23 protein-coding genes are annotated in these 24,951 nt (G+C 73.7%); 17 read left to right on the forward strand and 6 right to left on the reverse strand.

What is annotated here, in order from left to right:
- The first annotated feature begins 378 nt into the window (after positions 1-378).
- Positions 379-699 (forward strand): Sec-independent protein translocase subunit TatA, encoded by a 321-nt coding sequence (gene tatA, locus ACWDCZ_RS30700; RefSeq protein ID WP_117492838.1) that lies wholly within the window; start codon positions 379-381, stop codon positions 697-699.
- Between the two features lie 80 nt (positions 700-779).
- Here the strand turns inward: tatA and ACWDCZ_RS30705 are convergent, their stop codons facing one another.
- Together ACWDCZ_RS30705 and ACWDCZ_RS30710 are read right to left on the reverse strand one after the other, a co-directional pair.
- Positions 780-2,504 (reverse strand): serine/threonine-protein kinase, encoded by a 1,725-nt coding sequence (locus tag ACWDCZ_RS30705; protein WP_449817525.1) that lies wholly within the window; start codon positions 2,502-2,504, stop codon positions 780-782.
- Positions 2,505-2,710: 206 nt separating this feature from the next.
- The gene (locus ACWDCZ_RS30710; RefSeq protein WP_449817526.1) at positions 2,711-3,286 is read right to left on the reverse strand and encodes a TetR/AcrR family transcriptional regulator; all 576 of its coding nucleotides are present in this window, start codon (positions 3,284-3,286) and stop codon (positions 2,711-2,713) included.
- A 256-nt stretch (positions 3,287-3,542) separates the two neighbouring features.
- On the opposite strand from ACWDCZ_RS30710, the gene ACWDCZ_RS30715 reads away from it, so the two are divergent.
- The 8 genes from ACWDCZ_RS30715 (at position 3,543) to ACWDCZ_RS30750 (ending at position 12,203) form a co-directional block, all read left to right on the forward strand.
- On the forward strand, positions 3,543-4,547 hold the full coding sequence (locus ACWDCZ_RS30715; RefSeq protein ID WP_449817527.1) for an agmatine deiminase family protein: 1,005 nt from the start codon (positions 3,543-3,545) through the stop codon (positions 4,545-4,547).
- Between the two features lie 31 nt (positions 4,548-4,578).
- Positions 4,579-6,228, forward strand: coding sequence for an ABC transporter substrate-binding protein (locus ACWDCZ_RS30720; RefSeq protein ID WP_074004632.1), 1,650 nt, complete (start codon positions 4,579-4,581; stop codon positions 6,226-6,228).
- Positions 6,225-7,184, forward strand: a complete 960-nt coding sequence (locus ACWDCZ_RS30725) for an ABC transporter permease (protein ID WP_079272556.1) — start codon at positions 6,225-6,227, stop codon at positions 7,182-7,184. Before ACWDCZ_RS30720 ends, ACWDCZ_RS30725 begins: the two co-directional genes overlap by 4 nt.
- Positions 7,181-8,035: an ABC transporter permease gene (locus ACWDCZ_RS30730; RefSeq protein ID WP_117492841.1), complete on the forward strand. Its 855-nt coding sequence runs from the start codon at positions 7,181-7,183 to the stop codon at positions 8,033-8,035. Before ACWDCZ_RS30725 ends, ACWDCZ_RS30730 begins: the two co-directional genes overlap by 4 nt.
- A 76-nt stretch (positions 8,036-8,111) precedes the next feature.
- The gene (locus tag ACWDCZ_RS30735; protein ID WP_449817528.1) at positions 8,112-9,059 is read left to right on the forward strand and encodes an ABC transporter ATP-binding protein; all 948 of its coding nucleotides are present in this window, start codon (positions 8,112-8,114) and stop codon (positions 9,057-9,059) included.
- The gene (locus tag ACWDCZ_RS30740; protein ID WP_049650845.1) at positions 9,052-9,849 is read left to right on the forward strand and encodes an ABC transporter ATP-binding protein; all 798 of its coding nucleotides are present in this window, start codon (positions 9,052-9,054) and stop codon (positions 9,847-9,849) included. Before ACWDCZ_RS30735 ends, ACWDCZ_RS30740 begins: the two co-directional genes overlap by 8 nt.
- A gap of 122 nt (positions 9,850-9,971) precedes the next feature.
- A complete protein-coding gene (locus ACWDCZ_RS30745) occupies positions 9,972-10,895 on the forward strand; it encodes a DUF4436 family protein (protein ID WP_449817529.1) in 924 nt (307 codons plus the stop codon).
- 126 nt (positions 10,896-11,021) lie between these two features.
- Positions 11,022-12,203, forward strand: a complete 1,182-nt coding sequence (locus tag ACWDCZ_RS30750; RefSeq protein ID WP_449817530.1) for an agmatine deiminase family protein — start codon at positions 11,022-11,024, stop codon at positions 12,201-12,203.
- Between the two features lie 23 nt (positions 12,204-12,226).
- Here ACWDCZ_RS30750 and ACWDCZ_RS30755 read toward each other — a convergent pair whose 3' ends face one another.
- A complete protein-coding gene (locus ACWDCZ_RS30755; protein ID WP_449817531.1) occupies positions 12,227-12,883 on the reverse strand; it encodes a TetR/AcrR family transcriptional regulator in 657 nt (218 codons plus the stop codon).
- 142 nt (positions 12,884-13,025) lie between these two features.
- Between ACWDCZ_RS30755 and ACWDCZ_RS30760 the strand changes: the two genes are divergently transcribed.
- Positions 13,026-14,204: an agmatine deiminase family protein gene (locus ACWDCZ_RS30760; protein ID WP_449817532.1), complete on the forward strand. Its 1,179-nt coding sequence runs from the start codon at positions 13,026-13,028 to the stop codon at positions 14,202-14,204.
- Positions 14,205-14,291: 87 nt separating this feature from the next.
- On the opposite strand, the gene ACWDCZ_RS30765 is transcribed toward ACWDCZ_RS30760, so the two are convergent.
- The 3 genes from ACWDCZ_RS30765 to ACWDCZ_RS30775 form a co-directional block, all read right to left on the reverse strand.
- Positions 14,292-15,455, reverse strand: a complete 1,164-nt coding sequence (locus ACWDCZ_RS30765; RefSeq protein WP_449817533.1) for an agmatine deiminase family protein — start codon at positions 15,453-15,455, stop codon at positions 14,292-14,294.
- A gap of 59 nt (positions 15,456-15,514) precedes the next feature.
- Complete coding sequence (locus ACWDCZ_RS30770; protein ID WP_049650855.1) at positions 15,515-16,552, reverse strand: agmatine deiminase family protein; 1,038 nt, start codon at positions 16,550-16,552, stop codon at positions 15,515-15,517.
- Between the two features lie 227 nt (positions 16,553-16,779).
- Complete coding sequence (locus ACWDCZ_RS30775) at positions 16,780-17,358, reverse strand: TetR/AcrR family transcriptional regulator (RefSeq protein WP_049650856.1); 579 nt, start codon at positions 17,356-17,358, stop codon at positions 16,780-16,782.
- Between the two features lie 144 nt (positions 17,359-17,502).
- Between ACWDCZ_RS30775 and ACWDCZ_RS30780 the strand changes: the two genes are divergently transcribed.
- The 7 genes from ACWDCZ_RS30780 (at position 17,503) to ACWDCZ_RS30810 (ending at position 24,444) form a co-directional block, all read left to right on the forward strand.
- Positions 17,503-18,063, forward strand: coding sequence for an RNA polymerase sigma factor (locus tag ACWDCZ_RS30780; RefSeq protein ID WP_449817534.1), 561 nt, complete (start codon positions 17,503-17,505; stop codon positions 18,061-18,063).
- Positions 18,060-18,887, forward strand: coding sequence for a zf-HC2 domain-containing protein (locus ACWDCZ_RS30785; RefSeq protein ID WP_380741420.1), 828 nt, complete (start codon positions 18,060-18,062; stop codon positions 18,885-18,887). Before ACWDCZ_RS30780 ends, ACWDCZ_RS30785 begins: the two co-directional genes overlap by 4 nt.
- Before the next feature lie 41 nt (positions 18,888-18,928).
- Entirely contained in the window at positions 18,929-19,738 is an 810-nt protein-coding gene (locus tag ACWDCZ_RS30790) for an ABC transporter ATP-binding protein (RefSeq protein WP_449817535.1), read from the forward strand.
- On the forward strand, positions 19,735-21,135 hold the full coding sequence (locus ACWDCZ_RS30795; protein WP_449817536.1) for a hypothetical protein: 1,401 nt from the start codon (positions 19,735-19,737) through the stop codon (positions 21,133-21,135). The genes ACWDCZ_RS30790 and ACWDCZ_RS30795 overlap by 4 nt, the downstream gene beginning before the upstream one ends.
- Positions 21,132-21,722 carry a hypothetical protein gene (locus tag ACWDCZ_RS30800; RefSeq protein WP_074004644.1) on the forward strand — a complete coding sequence of 197 codons (591 nt, stop codon included), beginning with the start codon at positions 21,132-21,134 and terminating at the stop codon, positions 21,720-21,722. The genes ACWDCZ_RS30795 and ACWDCZ_RS30800 overlap by 4 nt, the downstream gene beginning before the upstream one ends.
- Positions 21,723-21,937: 215 nt before the next feature.
- Positions 21,938-23,308: a (5-formylfuran-3-yl)methyl phosphate synthase gene (locus ACWDCZ_RS30805; protein ID WP_387974420.1), complete on the forward strand. Its 1,371-nt coding sequence runs from the start codon at positions 21,938-21,940 to the stop codon at positions 23,306-23,308.
- A gap of 146 nt (positions 23,309-23,454) precedes the next feature.
- Positions 23,455-24,444 (forward strand): phospholipase, encoded by a 990-nt coding sequence (locus ACWDCZ_RS30810; RefSeq protein ID WP_449817537.1) that lies wholly within the window; start codon positions 23,455-23,457, stop codon positions 24,442-24,444.
- The last annotated feature ends 507 nt before the right edge of the window (positions 24,445-24,951 follow it).

A 24,951-nucleotide genomic window follows, 5' to 3' on the forward strand; every position in this document is an offset into this window, starting at 1 on the left:
GGGGCCGGCCGGCTCGTCGCCGGCGGTGGCGCAGGCCGTCGCGCCGAGGGCGATCGCACCGGCTCCGGCGAGGGAGCGCAGCACCGTGCGGCGGGCGAGGGGGGACTGGGACACGGTGGACTCCGGTGGGGCTGGGGGGTGGATCCGGCGCGGCGGGGAGGGCGGGCTCCGGGGGAGCGGCCCACGCGGCGATGGTCGGCGGCGGACGAGGAGGTCGTCCGGGAGGACGAGGTCGGTCGGCAGCGCCGGGACCGACTCTCGCATTGACTGAAAAATCAGTCAAGCTTTACGGTGAAGTCACCCAAACCACCCCGAGACGACCGGGGGCGCCGTACGAGCGGCCCCGGTCACGACGATGAAAGGCCGGGTGAGGCGGCGATGCTGCGCAATGGTCTGGAGCCCTGGCACGTGCTGGTCACGGTGGCCGTACTGGTGCTGCTGTTCGGCTCCAAGAAGCTGCCCGAGATGGCGCGCGGACTGGGGAAGTCGATGCGGATCCTGAAGTCCGAGACGGCGGCCCTGCGGGAGGACGGGGCGCCCGGCGGGGCGGTGGCCGAGCCTCCCGCTGGAGCAACAGCGGGTTCGCCCGGCGGGGCGACGGCCGGTTCACCTGGCGGAGCGACGCCCGGTTCGCCCGGCGGAGCCGTCACCGAGCCGCCCGCCGCCCCGCAGGCCGGGCCGGTGAAGCGGCCGCTCTGACCGGCGGGCCCGTACACGAGCCCGCCGCCGACGCCGGGAGCCGTCGTCCCCCCCGCCGCCCGACGGGGGAACGACGGCTCTCAGCCGTTGCGGCGGTAGTGGTCCAGGGACACCCGGACCGGCCCGTCCGGGCCCGCGGTCGACAGCACCCGGACGACCGCGAGGTCCCGGCCGTCCGCGGACCGGACGCAGAAGGCGCCGCGCGGCCCGACGGCGGCGAACGGGATCCGCCCGGCCGGGCGGCTGCCGAGGCCCTTGAGGCACTCGGCCGGGCCCAGTCCGGCGTCCCGGCCGATGAAGGAGTCGGCGTTCTCCGGCACCAGGAACTCGCCCTCGCCGCGGCCGACGTACCAGGTCGCGCTGTCGGTCGGGACCACGGTGCCGGTGGCGAGGTCGAACTCGTAGCCGGCGTCCGACGAGGTCAGCTCGACCGCGCGGTAGGCCGGGGCGTACTCGGCGGCGGGGGCGGACGGCGGCGCGGCGCCCGGCGCGACGGGGACGGACCGGGTGGGCGACGGCGACCCGGCGGGCGTCGGGGCGGCGGTCGGGGCGCCGGGCTCGGCGGCACCGGACACCGGGGCCTCGGCGGCCGAGGCCTCCCCCGACTCCTGGTCGTCGAGCAGCAGGGCCGTCGCGGCGGCGGCGCCGACGGCCAGGGCGACGGCGGCGGTCAGCGCGGTGCGCCCGAGGGCGCGTCTGCGGCCGCCCGTGCGCGGGGCCTGACGGCCTGCCGACACCTGCGGCCCGGCGGGCAGTGGCCCGGCGGGTGCCGGGGCGGCTCCGGTCGCAGGCGCCGGCGCGAGCACCGTCGGCGTCGGCGGGGTGGTCGGGGCGAGGACCGTACGCGCCGAGTCCCACCCGGGCCCCTCGGCCGGCACCTGCGGCAGCTCGGCGTGCCGGGTGATCTGGCTGGTCAGCGGGTGCGGCAGCCAGTCGTCGCCGAACCTGAGCTGCCCGCCCACGGCCGGGTGGCTCCGGGCGGCGGCGATCACCTCGGCGGTGGTCGGACGGTCCTCGGGCCGCTTGGCCAGGCACCGCAGCAGCAGCGCGCGCAGGCTCTCCGGGACCCGGCCGAGGTCGGGCTCCTCGTGGACGGTCCGGTAGAGCGCCGCCGGGTCCGGGCCGTCCCCGAACGGCGGAGCGCCGCCGGCGACGTGGACGGCCAGGGCGCCCAGCGCGTACACGTCGGTGGCCGGGGTCGCGGCCCGGCCCACGGCCTGCTCGGGCGCCATGTAGGCGGGTGAGCCGATCCGCAGGCCGGTGCCGGTCAGCGCGCTGGCGTCGGCCGCGCGGGCGATGCCGAAGTCGATCACCCGGGGGCCGTCGGAGGCGATCAGCACGTTGCCGGGTTTGAGGTCCCGGTGGACCACCCCGGTGGCGTGGATCGCCTGCAGCGCCTCGGCGATGCCGGCCATCAGCAGCAGGACGGTCCGTTCCGGGAGCGGGCCGTGGCGCTGCACCACCTCCTGGAGCGAGGGGCCCGGCACGTAGGTGGTGGCCAGCCAGGGGGTGGCGGCGTCCACGCCCGCGTCGACCACCTGGGCCGTGTACAGCCCGTGGATGCGCCGGGCGCTGGCCACCTCCTGGGCGAACCGGGCCCGGAACTCCGGGTCCCCGGCCAGTTCGGGCCGCACCACCTTGAGCGCCACCGGCCGGCCGCCGGGGGTGTACGAGAGGTAGACCCGGCCCATGCCGCCGGCGCCGAGCCGGGCGGCCAGCAGGTGGCCGCCGACCTCGCGCGGGTCGTCGGCGGCCAGCTCCTGGAAGACCGGCTGGAGGGCGAAGGGGGACCGGTCAGCGGACATGCGGGCTGCCTCTCTCGGCGGTCAGGGGGCGGCACGGGGGCCGGACGGGCCGGACGGGCCGGAAACGGGCGTACGGCACACGCGGCACGTACGGCACGCACGGCGCCGCAGAGTTTAGAGGTTTTATCAGGATCGGCCGAATCGGCCCCGGCGAGGGGTGTCCGACGCGGGAGCCCGACGGGAACGGTCCGCCCGCGGTGGCCCGGCTAGTCGCGCGCCAGCTCCGCCTCGACGGCCCCGCACAGCAGCCGGCGGGCGTGGTCGAGCGGCAGCGAGCCGCTCAGCCAGCGCACGCTCAGGCCCTCGACGAGGGCGGTGAGCCGCTCGGCGGCGGCCGCGTGCGCCGGGGCGGTGCCGCACGGATCGGCCCGGGCGAGCAGTTCGGCGATGTCGTGCACCCAGGTGTGAGTGGTCCGCGCCAGGTCCTCGCGCAGGTGCGGTTCGAAGACCGCGGTGGCTCTCAACTCGCCCCAGGCGGTGCTGTTCTCCCGGACGTCCTGGCTGTCCTGGAGTTCCCGGAGCAGCACGCGTTCGAGGTCGGCCCGGGGGCTCTCGGCGCGGGCCGGGGCGGGCTCCTCGTCGGCGGTGTAGTGGTCCGCGCGGTCGCTGATGTGCGCCAGCGTCTCCCGGAGGATCCCGGCCCGGTCGGTGAAGTGGTAGTAGATCAGCGAGGTGGACACCCCGGCCTCGGCGGCGAGTTCGCCCACGCGCAGTCCGCGTACGCCGCGCCGGGCGATCACCCGGGTCGCGGCCTTGAGTATTTCCGTCCGACGGTCCGACATGGGCGCCCACTCTACCGGCCTTCCCGGCTGGTCAGACAGGTTCCTGATGATCGTTTCAGGGGTTTCCATCAGCTTTGCCTCCAAGTCTTGACTGAATTTTCAGTACGGTAGAGGATGCGGGGCAACCCCCACGCCTCCCGCATCAGCCAGGGAGCGCCCCGTAGACCCCCACCCCCTCCCGGGCACCACCGACGGCCACGTCGCTGCCCGGCGCGCCGCGCCGCGCCCGGAGGGGCCCGAACAGAAGAGGTTTCCCGTGACGTACCGAATGCCCGCGGAGTGGACCGAGCACGAGGGCTGCCTGATGGCCTGGCCCGTCCGCCCGGACCTGTGGGGCGACACCCTCGACGAGGTGAAGGGCGAGTACGCGGCCGTCGCCCGCGCCATCGCGCAGTTCGAACCGGTCACCATGGTCGCGCCGCCCGGCCACGGCGAGGAGGCCCGGGCCCGGTGCGGCGAGGGCATCACCGTGGTCGAGCTGCCGACGGACGACTCCTGGTTCCGCGACTCCGCGCCGATCTTCGTCCTCGACGGGGACGGCCACCGGGCCGGCGTGGACTTCCGCTTCAACGCCTGGGGCCGCAAGCACAGCCCCTGGGACGCCGACGACCGGATCAGCGGCCTGCTGCTGGAGCACCTCGGCACCCCGGCGATCCGCTCCGAGATGATCCTCGAGGGCGGCGCGATCACCGTCGACGGCGAGGGCACGCTGATCACCACCGAGCAGTGCCTGCTGCACCCCAACCGCAACCCGGAGATGACCCGGCAGGAGATCGAGGCCGAACTGAAGGCGCGCCTCGGCGTCACCAAGGTGGTCTGGCTGCCGTACGGCGGGGCGCTGGACACCGAGACCGACGGGCACGTGGACGGCGTCTGCGCGTTCGTCGCCCCCGGCAAGGTCGTGGTGCAGCTCCCGGCCGACCCCGCGCACCCGGACTACGCCCGGATGCGGGCCAACCGCGCCGTGCTGGAGCACTCCACGGACGCCCAGGGCCGGCCCTTCGAGATCGTCGACCTGCCGCAGGCCGCCTTCGTCGAGGTCGACGACCGCGAGGTCGAGGTCGGCTACCTGAACTTCTACCTCGCCAACGGCGGCGTCGTCGTGCCGGTCGCCGACCACCCCGAGGACGCGGGCGCCCTGGCCGTGCTCGCCGCCGCCTACCCGGACCGGAAGGTCGTCGGCGTGCGCGCCCGGGTGATCGCCTACGGCGGCGGCGGCGTCCACTGCATCACCCAGCAGATCCCGGCCGCCCACGCCTGACCCCTCGCCAGCGAACGGAGACCCCACCCTCATGACTCCCACCGCGCCCGCGAGGGGCGCCGGAGCCCGCGGCCGGCTCGTCCTCGCCACCGCCCTGCTCTCGGCGGCGGCCCTGGTCGCCGCCTGCTCCGGCCCGCCCCGCGGCGGCGCCGACCAGGCGGCGGTCCGGCTCTCCGCCGACACCCCGCCCGCCAAGGGCGAGCTCGACTCGTTCACCTGGGCCACCTACGCCGAGCCGCCCACCCTGGACTACCTCCAGGCCTTCGACTACCCGCAGAACACGGTGCTCTCCAACGTCTGCGAGAGCCTGATGCGCTGGACCCCCCAGCTCACCCTGGCCCCCGGCCTGGCCGAGAAGGCCTCCAACCCCGACCCGGCGACCTGGGTCTACGACCTGCGCTCCGGCGTCCACTTCCACGACGGCACGGTGATGACCGCCGACGACGTCGTCTACAGCCTCGGCCGGCAGATGAACCCGGACAACGCGGCGGCCTGGGCGCAGGTGTTCCAGAACGTCGAGTCCGTCACCAGGACCGGCCCGCTCCAGGTCACCGTCAAGCTCAAGCAGCCCGACTCCCAGTTCCCGCAGTACATGGCGACCGCCGCCGGCGTCGTCGCCGCCAAGGCCGGGGTGGAGGCCGCGGGCAAGGACTACGGCACCAGCGGCGGCCTCGACTGCACCGGCCCCTTCACACTGGGCACCTGGGCCAAGGGCCAGTCGATCGAGCTCCAGCGCTTCGACGGCTACTGGGGCGCCAAGGCCAAGTCGAAGAAGGTCGTGTTCAGCTTCCTCACCGACGCGTCCGCCCGCACCAACGCGATGCTCACCGGCGACGTCGACGGCGGCTACCTGATCCCCACCGAGAGCTACGACCGGCTGAAGCGCGAGGGCCCGGGCACGCTCTACTTCGGCGAGGGCCTGAGCACCGTCAACCTCAACGTCACCAGCATGAACGGCCCGCTCGGCGACCTGCGGGTCCGCCAGGCGCTGTCGCTGGCCCTCGACCGCTCCGGCTTCGTCCGGACCGGCCTGGCCGGCGCCGGCACCGTCACCGGCTCCCTCACCACCAGGGCCGCCTGGGCCGGCGCCCCCGAGGACGTCCGGAAGGCGGCCTTCGACCACCTCACCCCCACCGCCCCGGACATCGACCGGGCCAAGGCCCTGGTCAAGGAGGCCGGCGCCGAGGGCAGGACGCTCACCGTCGCCACCAGCACCATCGGCCAGGACGTCTCGCTGCTCGCCACCGCCGTCCAGGCCGCCGGAGCGAAGATCGGCCTGAACGTCCAGCTGAAGACGATCGCCCCGAACGCCTTCACCGCGCTGTTCACCGACGCCAAGGCGCGCGAGGGCATCGACCTGTTCCCGGAGACGTACTACGACTCCGTCACCGACCCGCTCGACCTGCTCGCCAACTTCCGGACCGGCGCCTACCAGAACTACGCCGGCTTCAGCGACAAGGCCTACGACGACCTCGTCGACCAGGCCACCGCCGAGTACGACCCGGCCAGGCGCGGCGCGATCGAGGCCAGGCTCCAGCAGACCGCCTCCGAGCAGCTGCTGTGGATCCCGGTCGCCGAGTGGCCCACCTCCGTCTTCCTCAACAAGCGCGTCACCGGCGCCCCCACCACCATCTCGTACATGTACTACCCGTGGGCCGCCGACGTGGGGGCCGCCCGGTGAACTTCCTGAGATTCGCCGCCCGGCGGCTGGCCGAGATGGCCGCCACCCTGCTCGGCGCGTCCTTCGTGGTCTTCGGCGCGATGTACCTGGCACCGGGCAACCCGGCGAGCTTCCTGTTGTCCGGCCGGTCGGCCTCACCGGCCGCCCTGCAGGCGATCAACGAGCAGTACCACCTCGACGACCCGTTCCTGGTGCGGTACTTCCGCTGGCTCGGCCAGGTGCTGCAGGGCGACTTCGGACGCTCCATCACCTACCGCACCGACGTGTCCCGGCTGCTCGCCGACCGGCTGCCCGCGACCCTGACCCTGGTGGTCATGGCCCTGCTCGTGGTCGCCGTCCTCGGCCTGGCCCTCGGCTGGATCGGCGCGGTGCGCGGCGGCGCGACCGACTCGGCGGTCCTGCTCTCCACCACGCTCGCGGTCGGCACCCCCTCCTTCGTCGCGGCCGTCCTGCTGCAGGGCCTGTTCGCGGTCAAGCTGGGCTGGTTCCCGACCAGCGGCACCGGCGACGGCTTCGGCGACCTGCTGTGGCACCTCACCCTGCCGGCGGTCGCCCTCGCGCTGTACCTGATCGGGATGCTCGCCCGGGTCACCCGCTCGGCGATGCTGGACGCCCTGGAGGGCGAGCACGTCGCCGTCGCCCGCAGCCGCGGCGTGCCCGAGCGCGAGGTGATCCGCCGCCACGTGTTCCGCAACTCGCTGGGCACCGTGCTGACCACCGGCGGCCTGATCGTCTCCACCCTGCTGGTCTGCACGATCCTGGTGGAGTCCGCGTTCAGCATCGGCGGCATCGGCCAGCTCCTCGAACTGTCCACCACCACCAAGGACTTCCCCACCGTCCAGGCCATCTCGCTGCTGATCGTCGCCCTGTTCATGACCGTGAACCTGGTCGTCGACCTGCTCCACCCGCTGGTCGACCCCCGGGTCGCCCTCGGTTCGAGGAGGGCCGACGCATGAGTGTCGCCCTCACCCGCCGGCCCGGCCTCGGCCGCCTCAGGGCCGCCCGCGCCCCGCTCCACCTGGCCTGCCTCGGCCTCGTCGCCCTGGTGGTGCTCGCCGCCCTGCTCGCCCCCTGGATCGCGCCGGACGACCCGAACGCCGTCGACCTCGGCAACGCCCTCGCCGGCCCCTCGTCCGACCACCTGCTCGGCGTCGACGCCGCCGGCCGCGACACCCTCTCCCGGCTCCTGCTCGGGGCCCGCACCTCCCTGCTCGGCCCGCTCGGCGTGGTCGCCTTCTCCACCGTCGCCGGCGTCCTGGTCGGCCTGGTCGCCGGCTGGCGGGGCGGCTGGCTCGACTCCGTCCTCTCCCGCGGCACCGAACTGGTCTTCGCCTTCCCCGGCATGCTGCTCGCCATCCTGATCGTCTCGGTGTACGGGGAGGGCCTCCTCGCCCCCGTCGTCGCCCTCGCGATCGCCTACCTGCCGTACGTCTCGCGGCTGACCCGCTCCCTGGTGCTGGCCGAACGCGAACGGCCCTACGTCGCCGCGTACCAGGTCCAGGGCCACTCCGCCGCGCAGATCTGCCTGCGGCACGTCCTGCCCAACATCGCCCCGATCGTCCTGGCGCAGTCCACCATCAACTTCGGCTACGCCCTCATGGACCTCGCCGGCCTCTCCTTCCTCGGCCTCGGCGTCCCCGCGCTCACCCCCGACTGGGGGCGGATGGTCTTCGACGGCCAGACGGCGATCCAGCACGGCTACCCGCTCTCCGCGATCCTGCCGTGCGTCCTCCTCGTGCTCACCGTCGTCGCGTTCAACGTCGTCGGCGAGCGCTGGGCCGACCGCGTCGCCCGGAGGAGCCGATGAGCCGGAGAACGACGAACCGGAGAACGACGAACCGGGGGACCCGACGAACCGGCGCAGCCCCGAACCGGAGGACCGCGTGAACGCCCTCGACATCCGGGGCCTGCGGCTCCGCCTGCCCGGCACCGCCCGGCCCGTCCTCGACGGGGTCGACCTCGCCGTGGGCCCCGGGGAGACCGTGGCCCTGGTCGGCGAGTCCGGCTCCGGCAAGAGCCTCACCTCCCGCAGCGCCCTCGGCCTGCTGCCGCCCGGCGCCACCGCCGAGGGCAGCGTCCTGGTCGACGGCGAGGACGTCCTGACGATGGGCCCCGACCGGCTGCGCGCCCTGCGCACCGGCCGGGCCGCCATGGTCTTCCAGGACCCCAGGGCCGCGATCAACCCGCTGCGCCGCGTCGGCGACTTCCTCACCGAGGGCGTCCGCCTCGGCGGCCGGACGAGCCGGGAGGACGCCGAGCGGCGGGCGGTCGAACTGCTCGACGCCGTGGGCCTCGGCCCGGAACTGCTGCGCCGCTACCCCGGCCAGCTGTCCGGCGGCATGCTCCAACGCGTCATGATCGCCGCCGCGCTGATGGGCGACCCGGTCCTGCTGCTCGCCGACGAGCCCACCACCGCGCTCGACGTCACCAGCCAGGCCGAGGTGGTCGCGCTCCTCGACCGGCTGCGCCAACGCTTCGGCACCGGCCTGCTGTTCGTCACCCACGACCTCGGCCTCGCCGCCGCCATCAGCGACCGGGTCCACGTCATGTACGCCGGGCGGATCGTCGAGAGCGGCCCCGCCGAGGCGCTCTTCGCCCGGCCCCGCCACCCCTACACCGCCGCGCTGCTGGCCGCCACCCCGGGGCTGGACTCCGGGAGCGGCCGACTCGCCGCCATCGACGGCCAACCACCGGACCTGCGCGAGGAGTTGACGGGCTGCGCGTTCGCCCCCCGGTGCCCCCGGGCGACCACCCTGTGCCGCGAGGAGACCCCGGCGCCGGGCCCGGTCGCCTGCCACCACCCGCTCGAAGGGAGCCGCGCCGATGCCTGAGGCCGTACTGGAGGTCACCGGACTGTGCCGGACCTTCGGCACCGTACGGGCGGTGGACGACGTCTCCTTCACCCTCCCGGCCGGCGGATCGCTCGGCATCGTGGGCGAGTCCGGCTCCGGCAAGACGACCACCGCCCGGATCGTCGTCGGCCTCGAACAGGCCGACGAGGGGCGGGTCGCCGTCCGGGGCCGGGCCCGCGCCGGCCGGGTGCGGGGGAGGGCCGGGCGGCTGGCCCGCGCCCGCGAGGTCCAGATGGTCTTCCAGGACCCGTACCTCTCCCTGGACCCGCGCACCAGCGTCGAGGCCGTGCTCCGCGAGACCCTGCGGCTGCACTTCCCCGGCACCGACCACGCGGCCCGGATCCGCGAACTCCTCGACCAGGTCGGCCTCGGCAGCCGGGCGGCCGACGCGCTGCCCCGGCAGCTCTCCGGCGGCCAGCGCCAACGCGTCGCCATCGCACGGGCGTTGGCCGTCCAACCGGCCGTCCTGGTGCTGGACGAGGCGGTCGCCGCGCTGGACGTCTCCGTGCAGGCGCAGGTCCTCAACCTGCTCGCCGACATCCGCGAACGGACCGGCATCGGCTACCTGTTCATCACCCACGACCTCGGCGTCGTCCGCTGCGTCACCGACGAGGTCGTCGTGATGCGCCACGGACGGATCGTCGAATCCGGCCCCACCGCCCACGTCCTGGACTCCCCGCAGCACGCCTACACCCGGCTGCTGCTGGAGTCCGTCCCCCGGCCCGGCTGGGATCCCGACCGGATCGCCGCCGCGCGCCGCGCCTTGTAAGACGGCTCCGGCCCGGCAGGTGGTGGGACCTGCCGGGCCGGAGCGACCGAGCAACACCGGCGGGCGACGCCGGGCAGCAGCGACCCTGCCGGCCCGGCGCCACCGCCGCAGGAAGGACGACCGTGCAGGTCACCACCGACGACACCAGCGCGACCGACCGGGCCGCGCACCGATCCCCCCGCCGCCGTTGGCGGTTCGCCGCCGTCCTGGCGGTGGTCGTCACCCTCTGCGGGTCGGGCATCGGGCTGTACCTCAACGAGCGCGACACCCGTGAACAGACCAGGGAGCTGGCGGTCCCCTCGACGCCCGACTGGATCGAACTGGACGTCACCGCCCAGGACGTGGACCCGACCGCCCAGCAGCTGACCCTCTACGTCACCCCCGTCCCGCACGGCAGGTTCGCCGCCGGGCCGGACTCCCAGACCTTCGCCCGCCCCGTCGAGATCACCGTCACCGGCACCCCCAAGGTGACCATCCGGGCGGCCGAGGGGGAGGCCGCGGCGTCCCAGCTCGTCCAGGTGGGGACGTACGACGGCACCAAGACGGACTACCCGTTCGACCGCTACCGCGCCGAGGCCGGCTTCACCGCCACCAGCGGGGGCGCGGCCGTGCCCGTCGGCCTGGTCCTCACCGACACCGACCCGTTCTTCGTACTGCGCCCGCAGGCCACCACCGCGAGCTCCGGTGCGGTGACCCTGGATACGCGGATCACCCGGTCCCGCAGCACCTTCATCCTCTCCTGGTTCATGATCGCGGCCATGTGGGCCATCGCCCTGGCCGTCCTCGGCGCCGCCGAGGTGCTGTACCGCAAGCGCGAGGGGCTGGTCTGGCCCTCCCTGGGCTGGATGGCGGCGAGCCTGTTCGCCCTGATCGGCATGCGCAACGCGGCCCCCGGGGCGCCGCCGATCGGATCCCTGATCGACTACGTGGCGTTCTTCTGGGCCGAGGGCCTCATCGCCGCCAGCCTGGCCTGCACCGCCTGGTCCGGCATCCGCACCGAGCACCGGCTGCGCCGCGAGCGGGAGGCGGTGACCGAGGCGGCGTGAGCCGAGGGGAGGTGAGCGGGGGTGCGAGCGGATTCCCCCGAACGGCGGGTGCGTGCCGCACCGGAATCTGACCTTCCGATCAGTAGCCTGCGGAGCCGAACCCGACCCCAACCGGAACGAGGCCCCATGGCTCACCCCCGGCCGTCCCGCCGTTCACTCCTGCAGTCCGGGGCCGCGCTCGCCGCGCTGGCCCTGACCGGTGGCTGCTCCTCCGACAGCGGATCGGGGGAGCAGTCCGGTCAGAGCGGTCCGGCCTCGGGGGCGGCCGGGTCGGGGAGCCCGGCGGCCGGCGGGTGGGCCATGCCGGCCGAGTCCGGCCCGCACACCCGCACCTTCATGGCCTGGCCGGCACTGGAGGAGGTGTGGGGCGACCAACTGCCGGGCGTCCGGCAGGACATCGCCGGGCTGGCCCAGGCGATCGCCGGCTTCGAGCCGGTCGTCCTGCTGGCCCGCCCCGACCAGGCCGACCAGGCCCGGCAGGCCTGCGGCTCCTCGGTCGAGGTGCTGGAACTGAAGGTCGACGACCTGTGGGCCCGGGACACCGGCCCGACCTTCGTCACGGGCCCGAAGGGGCTCGCCGGGGTCGACTTCAACTTCAACGGCTGGGGCGGCAAGCAGACCCACGCCAACGACGCCCTGGTCGCCCGCTACCTCCTGGACCACTACGGCATCACCCGCGTCCAGGCGTCGGTCACCGGGGAGGGCGGCGGCATCGAGGTGGACGGCGAGGGCACCCTGATGGCCACCGAGAGCTCCTGGGTCAACGACAACCGCAACCCCGGCAAGTCCCGCGACGAGATCGAGGCGAGCCTCAAGGGCCTGCTCGGCGTCGAGAAGGTGATCTGGTTCAAGGGCGTCGCCGGGCAGGACATCACCGACTGCCACGTCGACGCCCTCGCCCGCTTCGCCGAGCCGGGCACCGTGGTGCTGCACCGGCCCGCCGCCGACACCCCGCCGGACGTCTGGACCACCGCCTCCGCGCAGGCCGTCCAGGTGCTCCAGTCCGAGACCGACGCCAAGGGCCGCACGCTCACCGTGGTCGACCTGCCCGAGCCCGACGTCACCCTGATCCAGGGCGCCGGCAAGGACTTCCTCGCCACCTACATCAACTACTACGTCTGCAACGGCGGCGTCATCGTCCCGCGCTTCGGCGACCAGGCCACCGACGACCGGGCGGCCGGCATCATCGGCGACCTCCACCCGGGGCGCAAGGTCACCCAGGTCGGCATCAACCACATCGCCGCGGGCGGCGGGGGCATCCACTGCGCCACCCAGCAGCAGCCCGTCGCGCCCGGGTCCACCGGGTGACGCGGGGTCAGATGATGGGACCGTCAGGCGCCGGCCGGCCGGGCGGCGGCGGAGGAGAGCGAGTCCAGCAGCGTCCGCAGCACCCGCTCGGCGTCCACCGTCCCGTCCAGCGACCCGATGGCGGCGAGCCCGTCCACGGCGGCGGCGAAGGCCTCGCCGAGCGGCACCGGGTCGGCGCCGTCGCCGCGCTCGTCCAGCAGGCAGCGGAACAGGCCGACGAAGGAGGACCGCCAGCGCGCGTACTCGGCCTCCAGGCTGGCGCGGACGCGTTCGTCGTTGAGGGCGAGCCAGTGCAGGGCCGCGTGCAGGCGGGCGAGGTCGGGGCTCTCGGGCCGGGTGAGCAGTGCCAGGACCCGCTCGGAGCGTTCGGCGTAGCCGCCGGGGCCGGCGACCGCCTCCTCCAGCGGCGTGATCCACTCGGGCCGGATGTCCTCGACCACCGCGACGATCAGGTCGGTGCGGTCCGCGAAGTGGTAGTGGCACATCCCGTGCGAGACCCCGCACAGCGCGGCCACGTTGCGGGTGGTGAACCGCCCGGCGCCGTCGCCGGCGAGCAGGGTGCGGGCCGCGGCGATCAGCCGGGCCCGGGTCTGCTCGCCCTTGGCGGAAGCGCGCGCCCGGCCGGTGCCGCCGGGGCCGGGGGCCGTACGCGGGGCTGCGCCCGTCGCCTGTGTCGCCATGGCCGCCACTGTAACGACTGCGGGGGAGCGGCAGGGGCGCATCGGCACCGATCTCTGCGCAAAGTATTGACCGAGCGCTTGGTCAGTTTTACCTTTTCGGTCAACTGCCGGATAGGCAGCGTACTTTGACAGGGAGGTAGTGATGGAGGGCAGCTTCAGATCCCATCCGGCGATCGACGGAGGGCTCGGCCGACGCCGGTTCCTGACGGCCGCCGGGCTCGCTGTCGCGGGCACCGCGCTGACCGCGGCGAGCGGTGGGCAGGCCCGGGCCGCGCAACCCCGCACCACCACCGCGGGCCCGGCTGTCGCCGCCGGCCTCCGGGTGCCGCTGGACACCGTCCGGCACACCCGCACCTGGATGGCCTGGCCGGACAGCAGCACCATCTGGCGGAACAAGCTCGGCGGTGTCCAGTCGAACATCGCCCTGATCGCGAAGACCATCGCGAAGTACGAGCCGGTGACCATGTGCGCCAACCCGGCGAGCGTCGCCAAGGCGCGCTCGATGTGCGGTTCGGCCGTCACCGTCATCGGGGACATCCCGGTCGACGACTGCTGGATGCGCGACACCGGTCCGGTCTTCCGCACCGACGGCGCCGGCGGCCTCGACACGATCGGCCTCAACTTCAACGGCTGGGGCAACCACCAGAACCCGCACGGCAACGACGCCCTGGTCGCCGGGCGCGTCGCCGCCTACCTCGGCCTGCCGTTCACCGCCGCCGGGCTGGTCGCCGAGGGCGGTGCCATCGAGACCGACGCGGCCGGCACGCTGATGGCCACCCGCAGCAGCATCCTCAACGCCAACCGCAACCCCGGCATGTCCCAGGCCGCGGTCGAGAGCGCGATGTGCGCCGCGTACGGCGCCAGCACGGTGGTCTGGTTCAACGGTGTGGCCGGCCAGGACATCACCGACGACCACGTGGACGCCACCTCCCGCTTCCTCGACGCGGGGACGGCCGTGGTCCAGATGCCGCTGGCGAGCGACACCGACGCCTGGTCGAACGACGCACGGCAGCAGTACCGGATCCTGACCACCACCACCGGTGCCCAGGGCACCCCGTTCGCGGTCAGCCGGATCCAGGGGCCCGACTACAACCTGATCCGCTCGACCGACCCCAACTTCGTCGGCTCCTACGCCAACTACTACCTGTGCAACAACGCGGTGATCGCGGCGCAGTTCGGCGACACCAAGGCCGACAGCGCCGCCAGGACGGCCCTCGCCCGGCTGTTCCCCGGCCGCACCGTCGAGCAGCTCAACATCGACTCCCTCGGGGCGGGCGGCGGCGGGATCCACTGCGTCACCCAGCAGCAGCCCGCGGCGTGAACCCGCCGGGGCCGGGTCCGGCCCGCCGACCGGACCCGGCCCCGAACGGAGGCCGGTCCGGGGTCGCCCCCGGCCCGGCCGGTCCGGTCAGCCCAGGGCGGGGATGTCGTGGGTGGCGCAGTGGATGCCGCCACCGCCGGCCGCGATCGCGTCGATCTTGACCGGCACGATCTCGCGGCCCGGGAAGTACTGCTTCATGAGCTGCTGGGCCCGGTCGTCGGCCCTGGCGTCGCCGAACTTCGGCAGGTAGACGCCCTTGGTGCCGATGTAGAAGTTCATGTACGAGGAGACGAAGGCGTCGCCGCGCCCGGTGATCTTGTCGGGATCGGGCTGCTGGAGCTCCACCACCTGGAGCTTCCGGCCCGTCGCGTCGGTGGCGTCCTTCAGGACGTCGCGGGCCTGGTCGGCCGAGCGGGACCAGACGTCCGCCGGGGTGCCGGGGAAGGCCTGGTCGAGCAGGACCACGCCGGGGGCGACGAAGCGGGTCAGGCAGTCGACGTGGGCGTCGGTGATGTCCTTGCCCTTGACGCCCGCCAGCCAGATCACCTTGGTCACGCCGAGGACCTTCTTCAGCTCGGCCTCGACCGCGTCCCGGCTCATGCCCGGGTTGCGGTTGTCGTTGACGACGGAGCTCTCGGTGACCATCAGGGTGCCCTGGCCGTCGGTCTCGAAGGAGCCGCCCTCGGCGACCAGCCGGGTCTCGATCCGCTCGACGCCGTACTTGGCCAGCACCGTCCGGGCGACCTTGGAGTCGTTGCCGCGCTGCTGCTTGCCGCCCCAGCCGTTGAAGTTGAAGTCGACGCCCTTGACCGTGCCGCCCTCCTCGACGAACACCGGCAGGGTGTCCCGGGCCCACAGGTCGTCGACCGCGATCGGGACGACCTCGACCGCCGAGCCGCAGGCCTTCCGGGCGGCGTCCGCCTGTTCGGGCCGGGCCATCAGGACGACGGGTTCGCGGGCGGCGATGGCCTGGGCCAGGCCGGCGACGTCCCGGCGGACGTCCGCGAGCTGGTCGCCCCAGACGTTCTCGGAGGCGGGCCAGGACATCACCGTGCGCAGGTGCTTGTCCCACTCGGCGCCGAAGCGGCGCACGCCGGGGGTGCCACCGGGCCGCGTGGGCGGTACGGCGCCGTCGAGGTCCTTCAGGTCGTTGGGGTCGCAGGCGGTGAGGCCGAGGGTGAGGGCGCCGACTCCGGCGCCGACGCCGGCGAGCCTGCGGATCAGGGTGCGGCGGGACAGGGCGTTGGTCATGCGGGAACTCCAGCTGAGGGTCTGGGTGGTGGTGGAGGAGAGTGCGCGGGGCGGCCGGGTTACGGCAGCGGTTCGTGCATGGTCGAGCAGTGGATGCCGCCGCCCCCGGCCATCAGGCGGTCGACGTCGATCTGCACCACCTCACGGCCGGGGAAGGCCGCGGCGAGCGCGTCCCGGGCGGCGGCGTCCTTGTACGCGTCGCCGAACTGGGCGGTGATGACACCCCCGTTGACGACGTGGAAGTTGAGGTAGGAGTCGACGAACTTGGAGCTGCGGGAGCGGACGGTGTCCGGGCCGTGCACCGGGACGACCTGCAGGCGGCGCCCCCGGGCGTCGGTGGCGGCGGAGAGGATCGCGAACTGCTCGCGGGCGTCCCGGGCCCAGGCGTCGTTGCGGTCGGCCGGCGGCAGCTGCACCATCACCGTGCCGGGGCGGACGAACCGGGAGGTGACGTCCACGTGGTCGTCGGTGATGTCCTGGCCCTTGATCCCGGGCAGCCAGATCATCGTGTCGGCGCCGTAGGCCTCCAGGACGGCCTCCTCGATCTCGTCCCGGCTCATGCCGCGGTTGCGGTTCTTGTTCACCAGGCTGCTCTCGGTGGCCATCACGGTGCCGTCGCCGTCGGTCTCGATCGCGCCGCCCTCGCCGACGAAGTCCGCGAAGGTGTGGCGCAGGCCGCGGCGGGTGGCGACGAGCTCGGCGACCCGGGCGTCGTCGTGGTGCACCTGCTTGTTGCCCCAGCCGTTGAAGTTGAGGACCACGGCGTCCAGGCCGCCGTACCCGTCCCGGCGGAACACCGGCGCGGTGTCGCGCATCCACAGGTCGTCGGTGGGGATCGCGGTGATCACCTCCACTCCGGAGCCGCACCAGGACTGGGCCTTGCCCGCCGTCCAGTCGTCGGGGGCGCACATCACCACCGGCTCGAACTCGGCGATCGTGCGGGCGATCAGGGCGATGTCCTCCTGGACGCCGCCCAGCCGCAGTCCCCACACGCCCCGGCGGGAGGGCCAGGACATCCAGGTCCGCGCGTGCGGGACGTCGTCCGCCGGCACCCAGGGGTAGGGCTCGGTGGAGCGGTCATCGCGGTAGTGGGTCATGAGGGCCTCCAGATCGTGCGACGGTGCCGGGAGGGGTGCCGGGGGCCGCCGACTCCACTCTTCGCGCCGCGCCGGGGCGGCGCACGTGGGGACGGACGGGCGGCAGCACCCTGCCGCGGGTTCAGGCTCGCACTGACTGAAAAGTCAGTCAAACTCGCGGTCATGCCCTAACGCATCCTTGACGGGCTCCGTGCGCAGCGTGAGGCCCCTCGCGCGGTCCGTACGGATCAGGACCCGAGCCGGGCCACCTCGGCGTCGACCGCGTCGGCCATGAGTGTGCGGGCGTGCGCCAGCGGCAGGCTGCCGCTCAGCCAGCGCGTGCTCAGCCCCTCCAGCAGCGCGGTCAGCCGCTCCGCCGCCCCGGCCAGCGCGACCGCCGAGGACATCGGCCGTACGGTGCCGAGCAGTTCGGCGACCTCCTGCACCCAGATCCGGGTGGCCCGCGCCAGGTCCTCGCGCAGCGTCTCGTCGAACACCGCGCTCGCCCGCAGCTCGCCCCAGGCGGTGCTGTTCTCCCGCACCTCGGCGGTGTCCTGGAGCTCCAGCAGCAGGGTCTGCTCCAGCTCCTCGCGGGGCGTCAGCGGCGGGGCGTCCTCGGCGCGCTCGGTCGTGTACCGCTCCGCCCGGTCGTTGATGAACTCCATCGTCTGCCGGAGGATCCCCGTCCGGTCCTTGAAGTGGTAGTAGATCAGCGCGGTGGACACGCCCGCCTCGGCGGCGAGCTCCTCCACCCGCAGCCCGCGCACCCCGCGTCGCGCGATCACCCGCGCCGCTGCTTCCAAGATCGACGTTTTACGACTGGCCACGATCCACCACCTTACCGGGGCGCGGGCGCCGGCCCCGTGCGGTTGCTGAAAGGCCGGTCAGCGGAGGCCGGCCGATTCCGCCCGGATGTGACGCAGGTCACCTCCGATGCAGAACCCGCACGCCGCATCGGGCGTCTGGCTGGTGTGAGATCACGCAGGAGAACACTGGACGACCTGGACGAGGAACGCCTCCTCCGGCTGGTGGCCAAGGGCGACCGCGGGGCCTTCGACGAGCTGTACCGGCGGACGTCGCCCTGGCTCGCCGTACGGCTGCGCCGCCGCTGCGCGGACGAGCAGATCGTCGCCGAAGTCATGCAGGAGACCTACCTCGCGGTCTGGCGCGCCGCCGGCGCGTTCGCCGGGAGCGCGGTCGGCGGGACGGCCGTCGGCTGGCTGTGGACGATCGCGGCGCGCCGCCTCGTCGACGCGTTCCGGCGCCGGGCCCACCACGCCGAACCGCCGGTCGCCGCCGCCGAGCGCGCGGTGGTGCCCGCGGCGGAGGAGGAGGTGCTCGCCGGCACCGTCGGCGGTGACGTCGGGGACGCCCTGCGCCGGCTGGCGCCGGAACTCCGAGAGGTACTGCAGGCCACGGTGCTGGACGGGCTCTCCGTCCGGGAGACCGCCGTCCTGCTCAGACTGCCCGAAGGCACGGTCAAGACCCGTGCCCGTCGGGCCCGGATCGCGATGCGGGAGGCGCTGGCATGAGTGGGGAACACGCGACCAGGCAGTTGATCGACGACTACGCACGTGGCGTCACGACGATGGCGGCGGACACGGTCTGGGCGCTGGAGGCCCACCTGGAGACGTGCGCGCCCTGCCGGAGCCTGCTGGCGGCCTCCGTCGCCACCGGGGCACCCGACATCGCCGCGCTCGTCGACACCGTCCGGGCCGGCCTGGAACCGCGGTTGGACGCGGTGGGCGCGGTGCCCCCGCGGTGGCGCCGGCCGAGGTGGGTGTCGTCCTGGCTGACGCCGGCCATGACCCCGTGGCTGGCCATGACCGCCGTCGTCACCCTGGTGGCGCTGCTGCTCGACGCGGCCGCCCCGGCGGAGGTCTTCGGCAGCTCCTCACCGGTCTCGCTGATCGCGCCGGTGCTGCCGCTGTGCGGCGTCGCCGCGTCCTGGTCCAGCGGCCTGGACCCGGCCCACGAACTGACCGCCTCCACCGCCCGGGCCGGCCTGCCCCTGCTGCTCAGGCGCACCACCTCGGTCCTCGTGGTGGTCCTGCCCGTCCTCCTGTTGGGGGGATGGCTGACCGGGAGCACGACGGCCGCGCAATGGCTGCTGCCCTCCCTGGCCTTCACCTCCACCGCCCTGGCGCTGGGCAGCGTGGTCGGGGTGACCCGTGCCGCCCTCGGGCTGGCGGCCGGGTGGGGCCTCGTCGTCGTGGCCCCCACCTCGATCACCGGCCGGGTCCCCGCCTTCCTCCAACTGGCCCTGCAACGCGACCAGTTGCCCGTCTGGGGACTGCTCCTCGCGCTCGGCGTCTGCGCCGTGATCGCCCGCCGGGACACGTACTCGACGCTGTGAAACCCATGTCCACCCTGTCCGTCCTCGAAAGGGACCCTCGCATGACGTATACGGCGAGCGCGGCCGACACCGCGCCGAAGACCTACCCCTGGGAGATCCGGGCCAGCGGCCTGAAGGTCCGCGTCGGACGGAGCAAGATGGCCGTCGACGGCCTCGACCTCTCGCTGGGCATCGGTGCCCACGGCCTCCTCGGGCCCAACGGAGCGGGCAAGACCACCCTGATCCGGACGCTGGCCACCGTGCTGCGCCCCACCGAGGGCGAGCTGGAGATGCTCGGCACCTCCCTCGGCAGGGTGGGCGACCACCGGGCCCTGCGCCGCCGCATCGGTTACCTGCCGCAGGACTTCGGCTACTACAAGCGGTTCACCGTACGCGAGTTCGTCGAGTACATGGCCTGGCTGAAGGAGGTCCCGAAGCGGGACATCCCCGACGCCGTCCAGCGCGCCGTGGAACGGGTGGGCCTGGCGGACCGCGCCGACCACCGGATGAAGACCCTGTCCGGCGGCATGGTGCGGCGGGCCGGCATCGCCCAGGCCATCGTCAACTCCCCGGCGGTGCTGCTGCTGGACGAGCCGACGGCCGGCCTCGACCCGGCCCAGCGGCTGCGCTTCCGCGAACTGCTGACCGACCTGGGCCGCGACACCTGCGTGGTCGTCTCCACCCACCTGGTCGAGGACGTCGCGGCCGCCTGCTCCGACGTGGTGCTCTTCGCCGACGGCCGCCTCGTCTTCCAGGGCACGCCGGACGAGCTGGGCGCGGCGGGCAGCGCCGAGCACCCCGGCGACAGCCCCCTGGAGCGCGGCTACTCGGCGCTGCTCCGCACCTCCGGCCAGCAGGGGAGCGCCTGGTGAACGCACGCGTGCTGCGAACCGAGCTGAAGCGCTCGGCCGCCCCCTGGGCCGGAGCCGTCGTCCTGGGCGGCAGCCTGGCGGTCTTCCTCCCGTTCGACGCGTTCTGGTGGCACGGCACCGCGGGGTGGACGGCCCAGTGGACCACCATGGCGTTCTGGACCCGGTCCCTGCTGACCTTCTGGTGGCCCTTCGTGATCGGCGTCGGGGCGGTGTACGGGCTGCGCGAACCCCGCTCGCGGATGACCGAGCTGCTGACGACCACGCCGCGGCCGGCCTGGCGCCGCGCGGCGCTGCCAGCCGGTGCGATCGGGCTCGCGCTGGCGGTGGGCTTCGGCCTGCTGGTCCTGGTGGGCGGGGTCCAGGTGGCGTCCGGTCCGACCACCTACACCCCCCTCGGCTGGCTGCCGATCTCGCTGGTGGCGGCACTGGCCCTGGTCGCGGGCGCCGTGTTCGGCATGGGCGTCGCGCGGGCGCTGCCCTCCGTCCTCACCCCGCCGGCCCTGGTGGTGATCGTCTTCGTGGGGACGGGCCTGTTCCTGCGGATGAACAACGAAGGGGCGGTACCGACGGGCCGGGTGGCGAACCGGTTCGCCCTGCTGTCCCCGGCGACCCCGGAGCCGCGGCAGATGCAGCTGACCCTGGCCGGCTCCGTCCACCTCGGCCAGACGCTCTGGCTGCTCGGCCTGCTCGCCACCGGCGTCGCGCTGCTGGCGGCCGCGACCCGGCGGGCCCGGCTGCTCGCGGTGACTCCCGCCCTGGCCGGCCTGGCCCTGGCCCTGCTGGTCCTCCCGTCCGCCGCGCGCGACGTCTACGTCGTCGACAAGGCCGCCGCGGCGCTGGTGTGCGACGGGCCGGTGTGCGTGTCGCAGGCGAGCCGTTCCCACCTGGCCGAGCTCACCCAGCGCAGCAAGGACGCGCTGCGCGTGCTGCACGAGGTCCTGGGCGACCGGGCGCCGACCTCGGTACGGGAGGACACCGCGCTGCACGAGCTCGCCGAGGCGCGCGAACTCTCCGCGGACGTGCTGCTGGTCGACTTCAGCGAACGGCTGCTCGCCGACGCGACGGGCGAGCAGCTGACCCGCGCGCTGATCGCCAAGGGCCTGGCACCGAGCTGCTACCCGGACAACGACAAGGAGGGCGGCGGGCACCAGGCCATCCCCGCCCAGAGCATCGCCGTGAGCTGGGCGCTCCACGACCCCCAGCTCCAACCGCTGGCGCCGAAGGGCACCACCGCGTACGAGGTCGAGACCTGGGCGGCGGCCGACACCGCGTGGCAGAAGCTGGCGGCACTGCCGCCGGCGGAGCAGCGCTCGCGGATCGTCGCGCTGCACGCCGCCTCCCTGTCCTGCGCGCGGCAGGACCAGATTCCGGTGCTGGCCGGGGAGGTGTCGCGGTGAGGTGGCTGACGCTGTACGCGCGTTCACGGCAGGTGCCTACGTCGGCGGCCGCGGTCGCGCTCACCGCCCTGGTGGTGTGGGCCTTCAACCGGGGCGGCGGCACGGGCGCGGTGGAGGCGGACGCGATCAACCCGATCGTGTACTTCGTGCTCGCCGCGGGCGTGGCGGCCGGCTCCGTCGGGCTCGGCGGGCAGGACTCCGCACTGGACCGGACGGCCGCGATCCGGTGGGCGCCCCGCCGGGCGGCGCACGCGCTGCTGATCGGCGTGGTCGTGGGCGCCGCGGTGCTGGCGGTGCAGGCCGCGGGGCCGAGGTTCGCCCCCACCGAGGTCGTCCTCCGGGACACCGCGGGCCTGGCCGGCCTGGCCGCGCTCGGGGCGGTGCTCTGCGGAGCGCACCTCGCCTGGATCCTGCCGATCGGCTGGCTCGGCTTCACCATCCTCGTCCCCCCGCTGCCGCCCACCACCGTGGGGAAGGCGATCGGCTGGATGACCTGTCCGGCCGGGACGGGGGTGTCCACCTGGACCGCGGTGGCCCTGCTGGTGACCGGTGGCGCGCTGTACGCCGTGGCCGGCCCGCGACGGTGACGGGTCCGCGACGGTGACGGGCCCGTGGGCGCCGACGGAGCACCCGGCGGCGCCCGCGGACCGGCCGCGTGCCGGGGCGGCATCGCCGCCTGGTCACCCTGCTGTCAAGTGATCTCACTCCTTCGAGTGAGGATCGGTCGCCGATCGGTCGGTTGAGCACCTCTTGCGGTCAAGACTGACCCCCGAACGAACAGTCAGTTCTCGGAGGGGGAACGGTGTCGACCATCGGAATGTCCGGCATACCCGGCGAGGTCGGGGCGGATCGACGGCTGCTGGTCAGCGTCTTCGACCCGCAGGAGGCGCGGGAGGCGGTCCTCGGCGGCGCGCGGATCATCGACAGCGAGGATCCGCGCAGCGCGCTCGGCACGATCAAACCGCGCCGGATCATGGACATCGCGGACGCGGTGCTGGCCGCCCGGCGGGACCTCCCGGTCCAGCTGAGCACCAACATCGGCGAGGACCAGCTGCTGTACCGGCGCGCGGAGAACGGTCTGGCGCTGCCCAAGTCGGCGTACGAGCAGGTCGGCAAGGCGGCCCAGGCCGCCCTCGGCGTCGCCCTGGCGATGGGCACCCGGGTGCATCCCTGCGGGATCGTCAAGGTCGGCCTGGACGGCATGCGGACCGGTGAACTGGCCGACGTGCTCGGCGAGATCACGGCGACGCTGCGCCGGACCGACCGGCTGTCGCACACCCGGGTGATGTCCGTCCTGTTCGCGCAGGACCTCGACCTGTGGGACGCCCGCAAGACACTGCCGCAGGTGCGGCGCGCCCTGGTGGGCCTGCGGGAGTACTACCCGTGCGAGCCGTCCACGCCCGGGGCGTTCGACCTCGCCGAGTACGCGGACGCACTGCTCGACCCGCACGGCGAGCCGCTGTTCGGCGGCCGGCGGCCGGAGCCGGCCGAGCTGAGGGCCTCCGGCGCCCTGCCGACGGGCACGACCGGCGGTTTCGTGGCCGTCAACGAGCCGTTCTCCCACGCGGGTTACGGTCTCACGACGGCCCGTCGCACCGATCGGGAGGCGATCCGCGCGATGGTCGAGGCCAGCGCGGCGGCCGGCGCCGACGCGATCATGGTGGACACCAGCATCCTGCTGAAGGTCGCCCGGATCGGACTGGTCTCCACCGCCGGCAGCCCGGAGCTCGCCGACCTCGACCGCCACGACACCGACCGGCACGGTCTGGCCAGGGCCGGCATCCTCTCGCTGGAGGAGATCCGGTTCCTCGTGGAGCTGTGCCACGCCCACGGCCTGGAGGCGAACCTGGCCGGTTCGGTGCAGAGCCACCACGCCCAGCAGGTCTGGCGGCTCGTCCCGGAGCTCGACCAGCTCTCCGCCCGCGGTGGCGTCAGCGCCCTGGCCCGCGACCCGTACGGCGGCACCGGCCGTGGTACCCGGCACGAGCGGACCGTGCGCCGCGCCCTGGTGAGCGGCCTGGTCCCGCCGGAGCAGGGCGGCCGGCTGGTGCTGCCGCGGCGGATGACGGAGCAGCCCGGGGCGCTCGACGACCTGGCGGGCCTGCTCAAGCGCCACCCCGACCTCGCCGCGTACTCCTCCGACGCCTACGGGGTACTGGCACCGCTCGGCTGAGCGGTGGCGCCCGCGAGACCGCAGGTGTCGCTCGTTCACCGTACGGCGACGAGGAGTCGGTGATATCGGTTGTCCGAGTACGTCCGAGTAGATCCGAGCACGCCTGAGTACGGACGACTTCGAGCACCAGCGAGAAGGAGCACCTCTTGACCACTCACCACAGGCGCGGTGCACACCTGCGGACGCTGTCGGCCCTGACGGCGGCGCTGTCCGGGATCGTCGGCGTCACCGCGCTCGGCACCACCCCGGCGGCCGCCGCCGACCAGCGTCACCCGATCTACGCCATCGCGCACCGGGTCGACACCCTGGACGGCGTGGACGCCGCGATCAACCACGGCGCCAACGCCATCGAGATCGACGTCTGCGCCTGGTGGAACCCGAACGAGTGGCGCGCCTACCACGACTGTTCCTCGGCCGGCGAGAACCGGCTCGGCCCCAGCTTCGACAGCATGCTCGACCGCATCCTCTCCAACGCCAACGCGGGCCGCCGGCTGTCGCTGGTCTGGCTGGACATCAAGGACCCCAACTACTGCGGCGAGGAGCCGAACCGCACCTGCAGCGTCGCCGGACTGCGCGACAAGGCTCAGCGGCTGACGGCCGCCGGCATCCAGGTGCTCTACGGCTTCTACGAGTACCACGGCGGCAGCACCCCGGACGTCGGCGGCCGTGGCTGGAAGAGCCTGGAGGGCAGGCTCGGCCCGCTGGAGGGCATCACCACGACCGGCACCCGCGACCAGGTGAACAGCGCCTTCAACCGGTCCGGCTCCGGCTTCCCGGCCGGCCGCCGGGCGATGGACTACGGCGACAGCGACATCACCAAGGGCTTCGGCAACTGCACGGAGGCCACCTACAACACCTGCGCGGAACTGAAGAAGGGAGCCGCCGACCGGTCCGCCGGACGACTCGCGGCCACCCTGTCCTGGACGACCACCTACAACGACCCGTGGTACGTCGACAAGCTCCTCGGCGACGCCCAGGTGGACGGCATCATCGCCGGCTACGGCGCCTTCACCGGGGTGCGCGAGTACGACAACAGCTGGCAGTGCGCCAACGCCGTCAACCTCGTCCGGGACTGGGTGAACCGCCACAGCGGGACCCACCGCATGGCCACCAGCGGCGACCGCCTGTTCAGGTAGGCGACCGTTCGTCGCGGGTAGGGGGCCCGGCCTCTCTCCCGCGGGCGCCGACCCGGAGCCCGCGGGAGAGAGGGGAGAAGGAGGGGGCCGGTGCCGTCCGGACAGGGCATTTTGTCTCGGGCACCGGGGAGGGGTAGGGTCTCCCAGTCGCTCGACTGGGAGCACCGGACACGTGTCAACGCGGACGGTCCCGGGGCGGCCAATCCTCTGAACCAACACTTCCCGGCTCGGGCTGGGGCGAATCTGTCATGCGCAGGTGCGGCCCAGTCTGTATATGGCGTGTTCGTTTTATCGGATTGCGGCCGGATTCGCTTTTCGAAGTGGAGGTCGGCTAGTGTTTGAAACGTCGGACAGGGCGCCAAGCGCTGGAAGACAACAGCGAGTCGGAAGCAGAAAGCGCCGGTAAACGGAGCGGAAAGCATCTGGTAAGCTGGAAACACGAAAGAACGAAGCCCGGAGGGTCCGCTGGAAGGCGGTCCGAAGGAAGCGTCCGTTCCTTGAGAACTC

This window comes from Kitasatospora sp. NPDC001225 (assembly GCF_053597855.1).